This window comes from Candidatus Krumholzibacteriia bacterium, from assembly GCA_029865265.1.
Lineage (GTDB): Bacteria > Krumholzibacteriota > Krumholzibacteriia > WVZY01 > JAKEHA01 > JAKEHA01.
Genome location: JAOUHG010000040.1, coordinates 11,696 through 27,208 on the forward strand (window position 1 = coordinate 11,696; position 15,513 = coordinate 27,208).

Sequence of the window (15,513 nt, forward strand, 5' to 3'; positions counted from 1 at the left end):
TCCTATCGCCCCATCCCTGCGAATCCCATGAATCCCATGGAGAGCACGCCCGCGATCATCAGGGTGAGTGCCGCACCCTTGACCACCGACGACACGTCCGCCAGTTCCAGCCGCTCGCGGATGCCGGACATGATGAGCAGCGCCAGCGTGAAACCGACCCCCGCGCCCAGCGCGAAGAAGACCGCCTGCACGAAGTGGTACTCGCGGCTGGTCTGGAACAACGCCACGCCCAGCACCGCGCAGTTGGTGGTGATGAGCGGCAGAAAAATGCCGAGCGCGCGGAACAGCGCCGGGCTGAATTTCTTGATGAACATCTCCACCAACTGAACCGCCGAAGCGATCACGACGATGTACGAAATCAGGTGGAGATATGGCGCGTCGATGGCGATGAGCGCCTTGTGGATGCCGAACGCGCACAGCGAGCTCACCAGCATCACGAAGATCACCGCCAGCCCCATGCGCACCGCGGTATCGGTCTTGGACGACACGCCCAGGAACGGGCAGATGCCAAGGAACATGCTCAGCACGAAGTTGTTGATGAGACACGCGTCGATGAATATTTGCAGTGGACTGGCGGTGTTCATGCCGGCGCCGCCTTTCGTTCCCGCAGCCAGCTGAACAGCAGCAGCCAGCCGCCCAGCACGAAGAATGCGCCGCCAGGCAGCGCCATGATGGTCCAGGGCTCGAACGCGCTGCCCAGCACCGGGATGCCGGCGAAGGTGCCGTTGCCCAGCAGTTCGCGCACCGCACCCAGCGAGAAGCACGCGATGGTGAACCCGAGCCCCATGCCGGTAGCGTCCAGCACCGAGTGGCGCACCGGGTTCTTGGAGGCAAACGCCTCCGCCCGTCCCAGGATGATGCAGTTGACCACGATGAGCGATATGAACGCGCCCAGTGCGCGGTAGATGTCGAGGCTGACCGCCTGAATGACGTAATCGACCACGGTCACGAAGGTGGCGATGATGAGGATGAACGAGGCGATGCGGATCTCGCCGGGGATGAAACGGCGCGCCAGCGACACGATTGTGCTCGACATGACGAGCACGAACGTGGTGGCCAGCCCCATCGCGAGACCGTTGATGACCGAGTTGGTAACGGCCAGCGTCGGACACATGCCGAGCAGCATCACGAACACCGGATTCTCCTTCCACAGACCCTTGAGGAAGGTTTCCGCGGACGGTGCTTGCGTGGCCGGCACCTTGTGGTCACTCATGACCGTTCGCCTCCAGTGTCTGCAGACTGTTCATGATCACGGGTACGGTCCTCGCGGTGCTGTTGTGCAGGATGTTGGTTACCGCCGTGGAGGAAATGGTGGCGCCGGTGATGGCCTCGATCTCCCACGGGTTCGTCTTCTTGCCCGGCTTTACCAGCACGATGGGGTTTTCGATGTCGTTTCCCGACGCTCGCAGCTTCACCTCGAGTGCTTCGAAATTGGCGCGGAACGCGGCGTCAGTCTCGATCTTGGTGCCGAGGCCCGGTGTTTCGTGGCTCTCCAGCACCTTCATGCCCACGATGGCACCCCGGTCGGGCGCGTAACCGAAGATCACTTTCACCAGGTCGGCGAACCCCTGGCCGCTGGCCTCCACCGCCACACCCACCAGGCGCTGGTTGTCGTCGTAGCCCGCAAAGTACCGCAGCGCGCCCGGCGCTTCGCTCTCCGGCACCAGCCGGCCATCCTTCTCCGCGAACACCACCTTGCTGGTGGCGCCGGGGATGACGTCGAACACGGCGCGTTCGAGCGCCGCCGCCTTGTTGCGCTCGATGGCGGGCTGGGTGAGCTGGAACGCCGCCACGATGAGAACCGCGCACACCAGCCCCAGCGTGCCCATGGTCATGATCATCTTCGTGCCGCTGGTGCCCGCAGCGGGAACCGGTGCCGCGGGAGCGGAACCCGTATGCGCGGTTGCTTCATGCGCCATGCGCGTGCCTCCGCGTTCCGTAGGTGCGCGGCTGTGTGACGCGGTCGATGAGCGGTGTCAGCCCGTTCATGAGCAGAATGGCGTACATGACGCCCTCGGGCAGTCCGCTGAACTGCCGGATCACCACGACCAGCGCGCCGGTGCCGGCGCCAAACACCCACATGCCCAGCGGTGTCACCGGCGAGGTGACCGGGTCGGTGGCCATGAACAGCGCGCCCAGCATCAGACCGCCGGACATCAGGTGAAACAGCCCGTCGGGGCGGGTGCCGTCGAGCAGGTGCAACAGCGTGGCCACCGCGTAGACGCCAACGAAGATGGCCAGCGGGATGCGCCAGTTGAGGAACTTCCGGTAGGCCAGGTACGCACCGCCAACCAGCAGCAGGATGGCGGACGTTTCTCCGACGGAGCCGGCGGTGGCGCCGGTGAGCAGGTCGCCGAGCGGTGTCGCGGTGGCCTCGAACTTCATGCGCGCCAGCGGCGTGGCGGTGGTGATGGCATCGATGTCCGGGCGCAGCAGCGGGAGCGCGAGGTTTCCGCCCTGCAGGCCGAACATCCCGCCCGCGCCGCGCTGCGCGGTCCATGTGGTGAGTGCCACCGGGAAACTCGCCTGCAGGAACGCGCGCCCCACCAGCGACGGGTTGAAGATGTTGTGCCCGAGCCCCCCGAAGATGAGCTTGCCGAAAACGATGGCAATCGCCCCGCCCAGAAATGCCATCCACAGCGGAATCGACGGCGGCAGGGTGAGTGCGAGCAGCACACCGGTGACGGCCGCGCTGCCATCGGCCACGGTGCTGTCGCGAAACGGGCGCCGCCCCTTGAAGAACCACTCGGTGAGCATGGCGCCGGCCACGGTGGCCACGATGATCATGATGGCGCTCAGGCCGAAGTACCACGCGGCGGCGAGCATGGCCGGCACCAGGCTGTAGATCACGTGCCGCATGATCATGGGCGTGTCGACCGGCCGCTTGAGGAAGGGCGATGTGGCCAGGATGAGGTGGGGTGCGTTGCTGGACATCACAGCGCCGCCTTCGCCGCTTCCGCCTTCTTCGCGGCCGCCTCTTCGCGTTCCTTCGCCTGGCGGCGCGCGTCTTCTTCGCGCAGCAGCGCCTTGGCCACGCGGAAGCGCTGCACCAGCGGGATGTTGGAGGGGCACACGTACGAGCACGAGCCGCACTCCATGCAGTCCAGCAGGTGCAGCTTGCGCATGCCCTCGTACTGGCCCGAGCGGGCCAGCTGGCCGAGCAGGCTCGGATTGAGAAACACCGGGCATGCGTCCAGGCAGCTCGAACAGCGGATGCATGCGTACTCGTGCCGCGCCGCCGCCTCCGCGTGGGTCAGGCAGACGATGCCCGACGTGCCCTTGAGCACGGGGACGTCCATGTGGTACTGCGCGCTGCCCATCATGGGACCGCCAAAGAGAATCTGGTTCGTGTCCCGGCTGACGCCGCCGCAGTACGCGAGCACGTCGGAGAGTCGGGTGCCCAGCGGAATCAGCAGCGTGGAGGGATTGTGCACCCCGGGCCCGCTTACGGTGACGACGCGCTCGATGAGCGGTTGTCCGAAGCCGAAGTAGTCGCCCATGGCGGCCACCGTGCCCACGTTGTTCACCACCACCTGCACGTCGATGGGCAGCCGCCCGCTGGGCACCTCGCGCTTGAGCACCGCGGATATGAGCATCTTCTCCGCACCCTGCGGGTACTTGGTTTCCAGGGGGACGATTTCGCAGTGCAGGTCCGCGGGGATCTTGTCGCGCAGCCCGCGAATGGCGTCCATCTTGTTGTTCTCGATGCCGAAGTACGCCCGGTGCGCACCCAGCGCCTTCATGGTGACGCGGATGCCGAGGATGATGGAATCCGCGGACTCCAGCATGAGGCGGTGGTCGGTGGTCAGGTACGGTTCGCATTCCGCGCCGTTGATCAGCACCCACTCGACGCGCTTTCCCTCCGGTACCGACAGTTTCACGTGGGTGGGGAAGGCGGCGCCGCCCAGCCCCACGAAGCCGCCCGACTGGATCATCTTCACCAGGTCCTCGCGCGTGGGGCTTTCCCAGTCGTGGGGGGCGTCTTCGTACAGCGCCTGCGGCGAGTTGCGATCGACCTCGATCACGATGGCCTCGCTCATGTTCCCGGCGGGGTGGCGGCGCTTCTCGATGGCCTTGACGCGCCCGGTGGCGGAGGCGTGCAGCGGCACGGAAACGAAGCCCGCCGCCTCGGCGATCAACTGCCCGCGGAACACGCGCTCGCCGGGTGCCACCACCGGTTTCGAGGGCGCGCCCAGGTGCTGGCGCAGGTGCAGCACCACTTCGTCGGGGAAGGGCATGCGCTCGATCAGGCGATCGGCGGTCTGCTCCTTGAATGTCCCCGGGTGAACGCCGTGGCGGAACGACCTGGTGGTGGGCAGGCGCTCGATCATTCCGCGTCTCCGTTGGTGCCGCGCTCGTGGGCCACGAATTCGCGCAGCGACCGCTTGAAGAACGGATCGTCGCTCTCATAGCCGCTCAGGCGCAGCAGGTTCTCGGTGAGTGCGCGGAGCGCGTCGACCGGCGCGGGTGCCGGTGTGGTTGCCGCCGCAACGGGCGTTTCCCGGGTGGCGCGGGGCTCCTGCGCCGCGGGTGTGGCGCCGCGCAGATCGTTCCAACGCTTCGCGGCCCGTTCCACCACCGCGGTCATCTCCCGCGAGACCAGGGCAATGGCGTGGCCGCCGTTCTTGTCGCGAACATCGATGTAGGGCTGGATGCCTTCGCGCCCGCGCGCATCGAGCGCAAGGTACGCGGCCAGGTGCCTGGTCCTGTCGCTGCGGTGTCCTTTGGATACCACGCGGAAGTGCCGGCGGAAGCGCGCCTGCATGACCGCCCAGTCGGCCACGGTGCGCGTGACACTCAGGATGTAGTTGGTGCCGGAAGGCTCGGAGATTTCCAGTGTTCCGGGGGACCATTCGCGGTCCGGATCCGGATTGCCGTGGAGCGAAATCGACTTCTTACGCGCGGCATACACGGGCACCGCGCGTGTTTCCACCGCCAGGCGCGCCAGCGCGGCGATGTGTTCCGGAGCGATACCGCTCGTCACCGGGTCCGGAGCGTATACGTGCAGGAGCGCGGGGCCGTGCTCGGTAAGCGACTCCATCACGCTCTGCATCAGATGGCCCGGCGCACCGATGGAACCCTGGCAGACCGCGTGACCGTCGCGCGCCAGCGCGAGCGACACCGTGTCCCGGCGCTCACCCGTGCCGTTGGCGAGGGCGCCGGTGATTCCTTCCCCGTCCAGCACGGCGATGGTGATGGGCAACGGGCGCGTCAGCACACCCCACATGTCTTCCACGGTTGCCGTTCCGGGCCGCGCCAGTACCAGTACCCGTGGAACAAGCGCGCGCTCGGCGTCCGTCAGGTCCTCCCAGCCGGACACGGCCGGCTCCGCCGGGGCGTCGTCGAGTTCCGCTTCCGCGCGGCGGCAGAGCGACAGCTCGGCGGCCGTCTGGCGCGCGAGTGCCTCGCTCACCGCCACCGCCATGGCCACCGCGTCGCCTGGCTGCTGCGCCGCCCACGGCTGCGGGTGCGGGTTGAGCGGGTAGGTTCCGCTCCAGAAGCCGTCCGCGTCAGGGTCGATGGTCATGACGAAGCGCGCACGGCCGGCCTGATAGCGCTGTTGCAGTTCCTTGACGTCGCGCAGCATCTGCGTCAGTCGTGTGAGGCGCGCGGCATCTATGGTCTTGCCGTCGTCCCCCATCACCCCCATCAGGGCCGCCGGTGTGATCTCGGTGCGGTCGAGGCGCTGCAGGCGCCGCGAGAACTCCTCGAAGTCGTTGACGCGAAAGCCCGACTGGATCCGCCCCTGGATGACGTCCTCGATCTTCGACACCAGCGAGGCGAGGTATTCCGCGTGCGCGTTGAAACGCGGCCGCATGACCGATTCGATGGCCGCGGTCACCAGGTGGACCGCCGTGCGCGCGCCGTTGCCCGGTACCGATCCGTCGCCGCCGATGAGCGAGTGATACACCGCGCCGTCGAGGAGCCGGTTGACGTTGCTGGCGGGGTCCCCGTCCGTAACCAGGGCCGCAATCGTCTCCGGGCGTGCCGGTGGAAGTTGCATCAGGAAGTTCCAGTTGCGGTGCGCGGCCGCCACCCGCTCGGGCGTCTGTGCCACCCACTCCAGGGCTCCCTCGGCGCACTCGGCGACACAGATGCCGCACGCGTTGCACGCCATCGGGTTGATGGTAATGGAGAGCAGGCGTCCGGCGTCCCCGGGGGCCTCAAAGAACGTCTCGGTGGCGGCCACCGGGAAGTCCTCGACCGCTGCGCACAGGCGTTCGAACTCGGCGCGCGCGGCGATGAGCCTGTCGCCGTCGAGACCGGCCTTGTCCACCAGGCGCGCGAACGCGTCGGTGAGAATGGCCGAGAGCGACGTCCAGGGCTGCGGGCCCTTGTTGGCGACCGTGCGCGTGGCAAACCTGGCGAGGTTGTCGGCGAGCCGTTTGATCTGAACGAAGGGACCGCCACTGCGTTCGCACGCTTCGATTGCCGCAGCCACCAGTTCCGGCAGCGTGCGCGCCGTCACCGGCAGCGCACTTTCGGGGCACTGCGCCCAGCACGCCCCACAGCCGGTGCAGTTTTCCGCGAGCCACGATGGCAGCTGCAGCCGGTGGGAGGTCATGTCGCGGAACGCGCTGCTGCGCGCGGGAAGGATGCCGGTGGCGAGATACGGGTCCGCCAGGGTCGACGCCACCTGGCCGCGATCGTACAGGTAGCCCACCGAATGCCAGAAGCGCGCGGCGTCGAACACCGTGTTGTCGTGCGCTTCCGTTTCGCGCACCGTCCAGGGTGTTTCCGGTTCACCCACCGGGTGGGGAACATCGGCCCATTCCGTCCACGCAACCGGGGTGCATTCGGCGGAGCCGCGCCGGAAGGTCTGTACGACTTCCTCCACCAGTGTTTCGTCCATGCCGGGCTCGGTACGCAGGCGGGCGCGGAGTGCCTGCTCCAGGCGTGCGAACTGCTCCGCCGACAGGGCCAGATGAATGCGCGCGTACGCACCCAGCAGCGCCCAGATGGACAACTGGTCCACGAACGACGGGTGCAGCGCGGTCTCGGCAGCGACGCGGCGCGCATCGAGCACATGGAAGGGAATCTCCCGCGCGCTCACCCAGTCCGCGGCGCGCTTGGACAGCCTGCGCCACAACGCCTCCGGCGCCTGCACCGAGCCAGCGATGAGCGTGCCTTCGCGGCGGAGCAACCCGCCCGCCGCCACGGTCTCGATGAGTTGTTCACCGGAGACGAGCACGGCGTCCGCGAGAATGGGCCGCGTGCACGCCGCGCCGGCCTTGCGCTGGAAGGAAACCGCCAGACGCACCGGTTGCAGGCTGCGTTCGAGTCCGCCATCGGGATATGTGTGCACGCTCCAGCCGGTGGCGGCGGCGAGTGCAGCGGCAAAGAGATTGCCGGCCGGCAGCGCGCCCTGCGCGGCGTATGACGCGATGAGCAGCGACCCGTCGTTGCGACGCGGGTCGGGTGCGGCGGGGGGCGCATCCAGCGATGCCTCCGCCGCACGTGGATACTCGCGGTCCAGCCGCTGGCGCAGCGCCTGCAGGTGCGGGAAGCGCCGCGTTTCCACGTCGAAGCCCGCACCCAGGTAGAATTGCCGCAGGGCGGCGTCTCGCGTCATGTTCTCGAAAGCCGCCACGAGTTGCGCAAACGACGGGAGCGAGGTGCCGACCCCGTACACACCGGAGAGCAGGGAGGGGCGCTCGCCGTGGCGGTAGGTGGCGAAGTCCGGATGGACGGGTTTGCCGTTGCGCGCGGCACCGTTCTCGGCGGCCCGGTCGACGGCGGTGCGCAGGTCGCGTATGAGCGGCGGGTCGTCGGAAAGCGGCGAGTCCGTGCGCTCGAGCACGGTAACCGCCTTCCTCCCGGCCAGAAGCCGGCTGATCGCGGCGCCCGGGAACGGTCGCAGCACCGCAATATTGACCAGGCCGGCCTTGATCTTCCGCTCGGTACGCAGGAAATCGACCACGGGAACCAGCTCGTCGATCAGCGCCCCCTGGGCCACGATCACGTAGTCCGCGTCCTCCATCCGGTAGGCGACGGCGCGCTGGTAGGCGCGGCCGGTGAGCACGCCGAACTCCTGCATGGCGTCGTCCACCATGGCGGCGAGGTCGTCCGAGAAATAGACGTGCCCGGCGGCGGTGGCGCGGAAATAGCTCTCCGTTTCCTGTACACCGCCGATGCCGGCCGGCCGATCCGTGTCCAGCAGCATGGGAATGCGGCGGCGCGTGTCGCCGAACACGAGGCGCTGCGCATCGGTTGGGCCCGGAATGGTGTCCGAGGCTTGGCCGAGGTAGGTTTGCGCCAGGTCGGCGCCCGACACCTCGACGTTACACACGGCGTGGCTGGTGGCGTAGCGATCCTGTGCGCACACCGCGGGCGTCAGCGCGCGTTCCGACACCCGGCGCGCGATGAACGCGTAGTCGGCGACCTCCTGCGCGTTGCGCGCGAACATCAGCAGCGCACCGCTCTCGGCGAGGGCATGATAGCCGTCGTGCGCGCCCCGGGTGGATCCGGCCTGACGGGCCCGCGCGCGGCCGGAGAGGTGGAGCAGGAAGGGAAGCCGGCGGCCGGCGGCTGCGGTGAGCGCGGCGGGAAGGTCTTCGGACGCGGTGACGAGCGCGCCGGCACGAACACCGCGCAGCGCATAACCCGCGAGCATGGCGGGGATGTCGTGACCCGCGGGGGCTTCTTCCGTGCGCAGAGGTTCCGTCTGCGCGGGCGGCTCCGCGCCCGCGTCCACGAAGGTCGGCCGCGCCGCAGGCACCGGGAAGCCGGCCGCGCGGTGCTCGGGCGCCACGATGAATACCTCGCCCGCCGCGCGCTCCGCCTCGAGCAGGGCGGAATAGCCGTCGAGGACCTCCGCGCGCCCGGGAAACGGAACCGGGTTACCCGCTTCTTTGGACTTTCGAAACCGCATCGCTTTTCTCTCCAATACCGTTCTGGAACCGCGTGTCCTCCAGCCAGGCGATTGCGCCCGTGGGGCAGCGGCGGATGGCCGCTTCCGTCTGGACACCGATGAGGTCGCGGTTCACCACGGGGATGTTGTTGTGCATCTTCAGCAGGCCCTCGGGGGCGTCGGCCACGCAACGCGCGCAGCCGGTGCAGGCGACGCGGCAGAGGTCCAGGATCTCGTCGCCTTCCAGCTCGGACTTGCACTGCACGATGAGACGCTGTTCCACCGGATAGAGCTCGAGCACGTGCTTGGGACAGATGTCGATGCAATCGCCGCACGCGGTGCACTTCTCCGCGTCGATGATGGGCAGCCCGGTGGGGCTCATGACGATGGCGTCAAAGTCGCAGACGTCTTCGCAGTCGCCATAGCCGAGGCATCCGTAGCGGCACCCCTTGCCCCCGCCGCCAACCGCGGAAGCGGCGCGGCAGGAGGGATGACCCTGGTACTCGGCCATCTGGATGGCCACGTTGGCGCCGCCCGCGCACAGGAGTCGCGCGGTGCGCCGCACCGCCTCACCGGCGTCGACGCCGAGGTAGTCGGCGATCCGGCCGGCGGTCTGCGGTCCACCCACCGTGCACCCGGCCGGTTGCACGGCGCCTTCAACCACCTTCTCCGCGAATGCACGGCACCCCGGCAGACCGCACGCACCGCAGTTGCTGTTGGGCAGCATGTCCTGCACGGCGCCCACGCGCGGGTCTTCCCACACCTTCAGGCGCGCGTTCGCGATGGCGAGCACAACGGCGAGACAGCACGTCAGTGCGAGAAGGAATCCAACTGCAACGGTTTGATCCAAATGCCACCCTCTAGTTGTAGCGTTGCGCCCGCTTGATCCACTCGTCCACGCCCGGTTCGTCCGGGTTCAGCGGCTTGCCGGGGTGGATGATATGAACGGGGCAGAGCTCGGCCGCGGTCACGATGTCGCTGAACGGACCCGCGCTGGCGTCTTTGATCTCCGCCTGCTTGTTGCCGTTGTAGGCGAAGATCCGGGGGTTGAGCTGGGTGCATTCGTTGCAGCTCGTGCACAGCGGTGTGTCGATGTAGGCGTCGTCGATGACGACCGACTCGTCTTCCTCGGGGGCGGCCGCCGGAGCGGGCTGCTCCTGCGCCGGCGCGGCGGGCGCCCTTTCGCGCGGGGCGGGTGGTGACGCCGGCATGGGTACCGCGAGCGGCGCACCCTCGGCGCCCATCAACTGCGAGGCGATACGTTGCACGATCTCGCGGGTCAGGTCGCCCACGTCCTGTTCCAGCTGGGAGACGTAGTTCTTCTCGATTTCCGCAACCTCGGCCTCCTTCTCCGCCGAGAGCCGTTTGCGTTCCGCCGCCAGCTCACGGGTGGCAAACGAGTTCTCCACGCCACCCGTCTCGCGCAGACCCGTCCAGTAGGAACGGCATCCCCGCGAGAACTCGACCACGGCGCGCGATACCACCGCGCGTCCCACGCGGTTGTCGCGGTCCACGGTGAGAATGTAGGGAATGCGCCCGGCAGCCTCGTTGACCGGCAACTCCAGCATCTCGTGCAGCGGCAGCATGGCGTCGTGCCACCAGGCGGGCGGCGCGGACCAGAAGTGTCCGGCCAGGCGCGGGTCTCCGAAGAGAAGATCCGCCGGCGTGAAGGCCAGGTCGACGGTGGTCTCCTTCCCGGCGCGGTCGCGGAACGCGAAGCGATCTACCGGCCACACGCGTTCGTTCTGCGGGTTGTCCCCGATATCGACGCGCGCCGCCAGCGTGTCGCCCCGCGATGGATCGAAGGCCGCGATCGGCAGCAAGCGCGATTCCGTGGCCGCAGCCGCACCGAGGTAGGTTGCGATGCCGTGCTCCTGCCGGCCCGGCACGCCGACGCAGAACAGCGCCGGCCCCGTCACGCGCAAACCCTCGAGCATGCGTTCGCGCAGCAGGACGGCACGCGACGCGGGCACCTGGGCGACGTAGGCGTTGTTGAGCCCCAGCGCCATCCCGGCCAGGCGCACCGGCCAACCGACCGTCACGGGGGCCTGGGGTGCGTCGTCGCGGACGCGGTAGAGCTCCCGCACTTCGAGCAGTACCTTGATGGCCGCCCCGGAGTTGAGCGTCCCCAGCAACTCACCGGCCCCGGCGCGAGCGAGCGCTTCGTCGTCGATGCGCACGTACACGGGCGGAACCAGGGAGAGTTCGTCCGGGGTGAGGTGACGCTCACCAAAGCGGCTGAAGTACGCGTCGTGGACGGCGTCGCGATACTGGTTCTGAATCTCGAGGCGGGCGATACGCACCGCCTTGCAGAACGCCGTCATGGCCTCCATGCGGCGGGCGTATTCCTCCCGCGCCTTGCCCATGTCGTCGAGCACGGCGTCGCAGCGTATGGGCGCACGCGCACGGCTCTTCGCGCTGGTGCTGAAGATGGGCTGCATCGCCTTCAGGATGCCGATGGTGTCGCGAACACGGTTGCGGCGCTGTTCGGGCAGCCCGGTGCCGTGGGGCGCGGAGCGGAGCAGGGAGGACATTGCCTGCATGTCCATGTCGTCGCTGCCGAGCGTCTCGCGCAGGTGTTCGGGTTTCATGGCGGCTTCGGAGTGGTCGAAGTCGGCCACGAGGATGTTGTCCATCTGGCGGATGAGCGTGTCGAGTTGCCCCCGCCACGGCGCGCAGCGCTCGTTCCAGAAGGTCGCCGCGCACGCCGCAAAGATGCGCGCGGGGGCCTCGGGACCGCACGAGATCAGTTCGCCGTCCGCGGCCAGCTTCTTGCGGGCGAGCCCAATGGCGTCTCGCACCGCCGCCGCCTTGTCGTCGGGGAGGCGGGTGGTCTCGAACAGCGTCGCGGCGGCGCGATCCCATACCAGCGACAGGCGGTCGCCGTCGTGATTGTCCACCAGGGAACGCATGACCGCTTCCAGCCGCAGAACGGCGTGCCGCAGCGGCTGCCCGGCGTCGCCGGGCTCGGCCGCCGCACCGATCACCTCGTCGATCACGTCCATGAGCGGACGCACGGCGGTGCCGCCCCCGGTGCCGTCCAGCAGGATGGGGAACTCGTGCCGTATCCTGGAGAGATCGCGGTAGGGGTGGAGCAGGGCCGGGAGTGCCGCCGCCGCCCCGGCTTCGCCCGCGCCTTCGGGCCGCGTGCCGTGGATATGAAACCCGCGCAGTTCCTGCAGAACGCGGTTGGCGTCTGCCGGCGCTGGTTGTTTGCCGTCTGCGGCGGGTTCCGCGGGCAGGTCGCTTTCCGCGGGCGGGGCCCAGAAGGTCCGTCCCACGGTGCTGTCCTGCGCGAGATCCTTCAGTGCGCCGTTCTCGACTTCGGCGTCCTCGCCGCGCTCAACGCGCTCCATTCCCGTTTCCTTTCTTTCTCCCGTTGCCATTGGGGAAGATGCCGTGCTTGTCGAAGAGCTCTTCGAGCACGGACTTGTTTTGCTCCCACGACGGCATGCGTTGCGGCCTTTGTTCCGAGTCGTAGCGCTGGATGGCGGGGTTGCGGTACAGGATGCCCACTGGAACCTTGTCCTCGCGGTCCGCGAGTTCCCGTGCGCGGTTGATGTTGGACGGGTCGTGCTCCTCGTGGGTCGGGTAGAGCTTGGCCATGGCGTCGCTCATCTGCATGCCGTTCTTGTGGCGCAGCATCAGAGCGTTCTTCGGGTCGCTCAGGAGCGACTGGAAGTTGTTGGGCATGAAGTGCGGGCAACGCTGCAGGATGCGGATAAAGGACAGTCCGTCGTGGTGATAGGCCTGGCGGATGATGTCGTAGAGCAACTCCGGCATCCACTCCACAACCTGTGCCACGAATGACGCATTGGTGATGCCCAGTGTCACCGTGAGCGGGTTGAGCGGGCGCAGCGGCGAGCCGTGGGGCGTGGTGTTGGTGCGCTGCCCCGTCGGGGTGGTCGGCGACACCTGCATCTTGGTGAGGCCATACACGTTGTTGTCGTGCAGCATGACCACCATCTTCATGTTGCGGCGGATCGCGTGGATCCAGTGCGCAGTGCCGATGCTGCAGCAGTCGCCATCACCCATGTTCACGAACACGTGCAAATCCGGACGGCGGATCTTCACGCCCTCCGCGGTGGGCAACGCGCGGCCGTGCAGGCCGTGGTAGCCGAAGGTGTTCATGTAGTGAGGAAAGCGGGCGGCGCAGCCGATCCCGGACACAAACACTGTCTTCTCCGGGGGCAGCTGCTCGTCGCGGCACAGCCGCTGGACCGCGGTGAGGATGCCGTTGTCACCGCAGCCCGGACACCAGCGGACGGGCCGTCCCTGGTAGTCCTCCATGGAGCGGTATTCTTCTTCGACGCCCAGTACGCATTCGTTGGTGAGTCCGAACATGGTCCTATCCTCTCCTTGTGGCGGTGGTCATCCGGCCCCGAATCATGGCTTCGATATCTCCGGGCCGTATCGGCTGGCCGTGAACGTTCGACCAGCAGTCGACGTCGACCAGGTAGCGGGCCCGCAGCAGCCACGCGAGGTTGGCGTACCGGCGGTTGTCTTCGTTGATGAGCTCGTCTTCCATGCTGTCCGAGTAGTTGATCTCCACCGTCATCACGCGGTTGAACTTCTGCAGGATCTCGCGGATCCCGGACGCCATGGGCTGCAGGTACTTGATGTGAAGAGACGATACGCTCATGCCGTCTTCGCGGCAGCGTGCAACCGCCTCTTCGATGGCGCCCTTGGTGCTGCCCCAGCCCACGACGAGCAGGTCCCCGCCGTCGTCGCCGAAGACCTTCGGGGCCTTGAGCGTCTTCTGGAAAGCCGCCAGCTTGAGGCTGCGCGAGCGGCAGCCCTCCTGGTTGATGCCCGCGCCGTACGCCACGCGGCCATCGCGCGTGTGCGCGAGTCCGGTGAGCGTATACATGCCGCCGGGCTGGCCGGGGATGAAGCGCTGTGATAACCCGGTGCTGTCGTCCCAATCGTAGGGTTTGCCGTCGCGCGGGATCGGGGTCTGGTCGATGGGTGCCGCCAGCCACTCCTTCTTGAACTCCGGCCGCGGGAATCCCGCCTGCCCGGTGGCCAGGTTGGCGTCGGTGAGCACCACCACCAGCGTGCGGAACGTCTCGGCGATCTTGCGCGCGGTGATCATGGAGTAGAAGCAGTCCTCGATGGTGGCCGGCGCCATCACGATCTTGGGCGCGTCGCCCGGGGAGCCGAACATCGCCGCCAGCAGGTCGCCCTGCTCCACCTTGGTAGGGAGCCCCGTTGCCGGTCCGCCGCGCTGGACGTTCACCAGCACCAGCGGTATCTCGGCCATGACGGAGAGCCCCATCAGCTCGGTCTTCAGCGCCATGCCCGGGCCCGAGGTGATGGTGACGGCGCACTTGCCGGCGTACGACGCGCCCAGTGCGAACGCGCACGCGGCGATCTCATCTTCCGCCTGGTGAACCACCCCGCCCACCTTCTCGAAGATTTCGCTGAGGTAGTGCGAGGCGGAGGTGGCCGGGGTGATGGGGTACATCGCACACACTTCCATGCCCGCGGCCAGCACACCGAGCGCCACCGCGGTATTGCCGTTGATGACCACCTGGGGCTCAGTGAGCCCGATCAACGGGATGTCGAAGCAGATGTCGAGGTTCTCATCCGCCCAGCGGTATCCCGCGTCGAAGAGCTCGACGTTGGGCTTGATGACCTTCTCGCCCTTCTTGCGGAACTTCTGCCGGATCTCTTCATAGACCAGTTCCTTGTCGCGCGAGTAGATGCTGCAGAGCAGACCGACGACGAACATGTTCTTGCCACGCTGGGGATTGTCGACGAGCTTCTTGCACTCCGCTTCCATGGGAACCTCGATGACGCGGTAGCCTTCCGCCACGAAGCGGTCGTGCACATCCACGTACGTGTTGCGGATGTTGGGGTCCGCGTGCGTGCGCCACATGCTTTCCAGGAGGATGGGACATCCGGGCTTGAATTTGCCGCCGGACATGCCGCCCATGAGTGCCTGCTCGTTGAAACCGATCACGAGGTCGGCCTCGTCCCCCGCGTTGGTGATGGGAAAGGACCCGATGCGGATGCGGTTGCCGCTGGCGCCGGGTGCGCTGCGCGCGGGCGGTTCGATTTCCGCGGGGATGATCTCCACCGTCCACACGCTGTTGCCCATCTTGGCGGAAACGGTGCCGAACATCTGCCCCGCCGTCTGTGCGCCCTCACCGGAGTCCGACAGGATCTCGATGATGTGCTCGCTGCACCGGAGCGGCTTCCTGCCGTTCCGCGACGGGGAACCTTCCGGATCCGCGCCGGTCGCTTCTTTGATCGTGTTTCGCTCGTTCGCCATTTCTGCTATCTCCTCTGTCGTCGTTTCTACTCAGTTTCCGCCACCGGGTGACGGACAAAATCGTACGGGCATGCTCCGCGCACGTGCCCGACTGGACATCCCGTTTCAATGTAGGCCGCGCAGCGCATACAGAATCCGCGTGGCGTCTCTTCCTGCCTCAACAACGCGACCGCAACCCGCTCGAGCATGCTGGCGAACTGCTCGAGCTCTTCCTCGCCGAAACCCGACAGCACCGGAATCAACCGGGCCGTCTTGAGCTCTTCGTACTTCTGCACCAGCCGCCGTCCCTTCTGGCTGGGAGCCAGCAGGATCGCCCGGCGATCCCCCTCCGACGGCGTTCGCACCACGAGTCCGAAGCGCTCCAGCTTGTCGACGTTCTTGGTGA

General features: G+C 67.5%; 11 protein-coding genes. All 11 read right to left on the reverse strand.

Annotated elements, in window-relative coordinates:
• Positions 1 to 2: 2 nt before the first annotated feature.
• Positions 3 to 584 (reverse strand): RnfABCDGE type electron transport complex subunit A, encoded by a 582-nt coding sequence (locus OEX18_13705; protein ID MDH4338322.1) that lies wholly within the window; start codon positions 582 to 584, stop codon positions 3 to 5.
• Positions 581 to 1,213, reverse strand: a complete 633-nt coding sequence (locus OEX18_13710) for an electron transport complex subunit E (GenBank protein MDH4338323.1) — start codon at positions 1,211 to 1,213, stop codon at positions 581 to 583. The genes OEX18_13705 and OEX18_13710 overlap by 4 nt, the downstream gene beginning before the upstream one ends.
• Positions 1,206 to 1,919, reverse strand: coding sequence for an FMN-binding protein (locus tag OEX18_13715; protein MDH4338324.1), 714 nt, complete (start codon positions 1,917 to 1,919; stop codon positions 1,206 to 1,208). The genes OEX18_13710 and OEX18_13715 overlap by 8 nt, the downstream gene beginning before the upstream one ends.
• Positions 1,909 to 2,934, reverse strand: a complete 1,026-nt coding sequence (locus OEX18_13720; GenBank protein ID MDH4338325.1) for an RnfABCDGE type electron transport complex subunit D — start codon at positions 2,932 to 2,934, stop codon at positions 1,909 to 1,911. The genes OEX18_13715 and OEX18_13720 overlap by 11 nt, the downstream gene beginning before the upstream one ends.
• Entirely contained in the window at positions 2,934 to 4,331 is a 1,398-nt protein-coding gene (rsxC, locus tag OEX18_13725) for an electron transport complex subunit RsxC (protein MDH4338326.1), read from the reverse strand. The genes OEX18_13720 and rsxC overlap by 1 nt, the downstream gene beginning before the upstream one ends.
• Complete coding sequence (locus tag OEX18_13730) at positions 4,328 to 8,872, reverse strand: 2-oxoacid:acceptor oxidoreductase family protein (GenBank protein MDH4338327.1); 4,545 nt, start codon at positions 8,870 to 8,872, stop codon at positions 4,328 to 4,330. Before OEX18_13730 ends, rsxC begins: the two co-directional genes overlap by 4 nt.
• The gene (locus tag OEX18_13735; protein MDH4338328.1) at positions 8,841 to 9,701 is read right to left on the reverse strand and encodes a 4Fe-4S binding protein; all 861 of its coding nucleotides are present in this window, start codon (positions 9,699 to 9,701) and stop codon (positions 8,841 to 8,843) included. Before OEX18_13735 ends, OEX18_13730 begins: the two co-directional genes overlap by 32 nt.
• Positions 9,702 to 9,711: 10 nt before the next feature.
• A complete protein-coding gene (locus OEX18_13740; protein ID MDH4338329.1) occupies positions 9,712 to 12,207 on the reverse strand; it encodes a ferredoxin in 2,496 nt (831 codons plus the stop codon).
• Positions 12,194 to 13,195, reverse strand: a complete 1,002-nt coding sequence (locus OEX18_13745; protein MDH4338330.1) for a thiamine pyrophosphate-dependent enzyme — start codon at positions 13,193 to 13,195, stop codon at positions 12,194 to 12,196. The genes OEX18_13740 and OEX18_13745 overlap by 14 nt, the downstream gene beginning before the upstream one ends.
• Positions 13,196 to 13,199: 4 nt before the next feature.
• Positions 13,200 to 15,128: a 2-oxoacid:acceptor oxidoreductase subunit alpha gene (locus tag OEX18_13750; GenBank protein MDH4338331.1), complete on the reverse strand. Its 1,929-nt coding sequence runs from the start codon at positions 15,126 to 15,128 to the stop codon at positions 13,200 to 13,202.
• Positions 15,129 to 15,154: 26 nt separating this feature from the next.
• Positions 15,155 to 15,513, reverse strand: a 359-nt coding sequence (locus tag OEX18_13755) for a hypothetical protein (GenBank protein MDH4338332.1), incomplete at its 5' end; no start/stop codon positions are given.

What these genes read in the sequence shown, in the direction of transcription:
- OEX18_13705 (MDH4338322.1), bottom strand. Translation starts at nt 584, where the DNA reads ATGAACACCGCCAGTCCACTGCAAATATTCATCGACGCGTGTCTCATC.
- OEX18_13710 (MDH4338323.1), bottom strand. Translation starts at nt 1,213, where the DNA reads ATGAGTGACCACAAGGTGCCGGCCACGCAAGCACCGTCCGCGGAAACC.
- OEX18_13715 (MDH4338324.1), bottom strand. Translation starts at nt 1,919, where the DNA reads ATGGCGCATGAAGCAACCGCGCATACGGGTTCCGCTCCCGCGGCACCG.
- OEX18_13720 (MDH4338325.1), bottom strand. Translation starts at nt 2,934, where the DNA reads ATGTCCAGCAACGCACCCCACCTCATCCTGGCCACATCGCCCTTCCTC.
- rsxC (MDH4338326.1), bottom strand. Translation starts at nt 4,331, where the DNA reads ATGATCGAGCGCCTGCCCACCACCAGGTCGTTCCGCCACGGCGTTCAC.
- OEX18_13730 (MDH4338327.1), bottom strand. Translation starts at nt 8,872, where the DNA reads ATGCGGTTTCGAAAGTCCAAAGAAGCGGGTAACCCGGTTCCGTTTCCC.
- OEX18_13740 (MDH4338329.1), bottom strand. Translation starts at nt 12,207, where the DNA reads ATGGAGCGCGTTGAGCGCGGCGAGGACGCCGAAGTCGAGAACGGCGCA.
- OEX18_13745 (MDH4338330.1), bottom strand. Translation starts at nt 13,195, where the DNA reads ATGTTCGGACTCACCAACGAATGCGTACTGGGCGTCGAAGAAGAATAC.
- OEX18_13750 (MDH4338331.1), bottom strand. Translation starts at nt 15,128, where the DNA reads ATGGCGAACGAGCGAAACACGATCAAAGAAGCGACCGGCGCGGATCCG.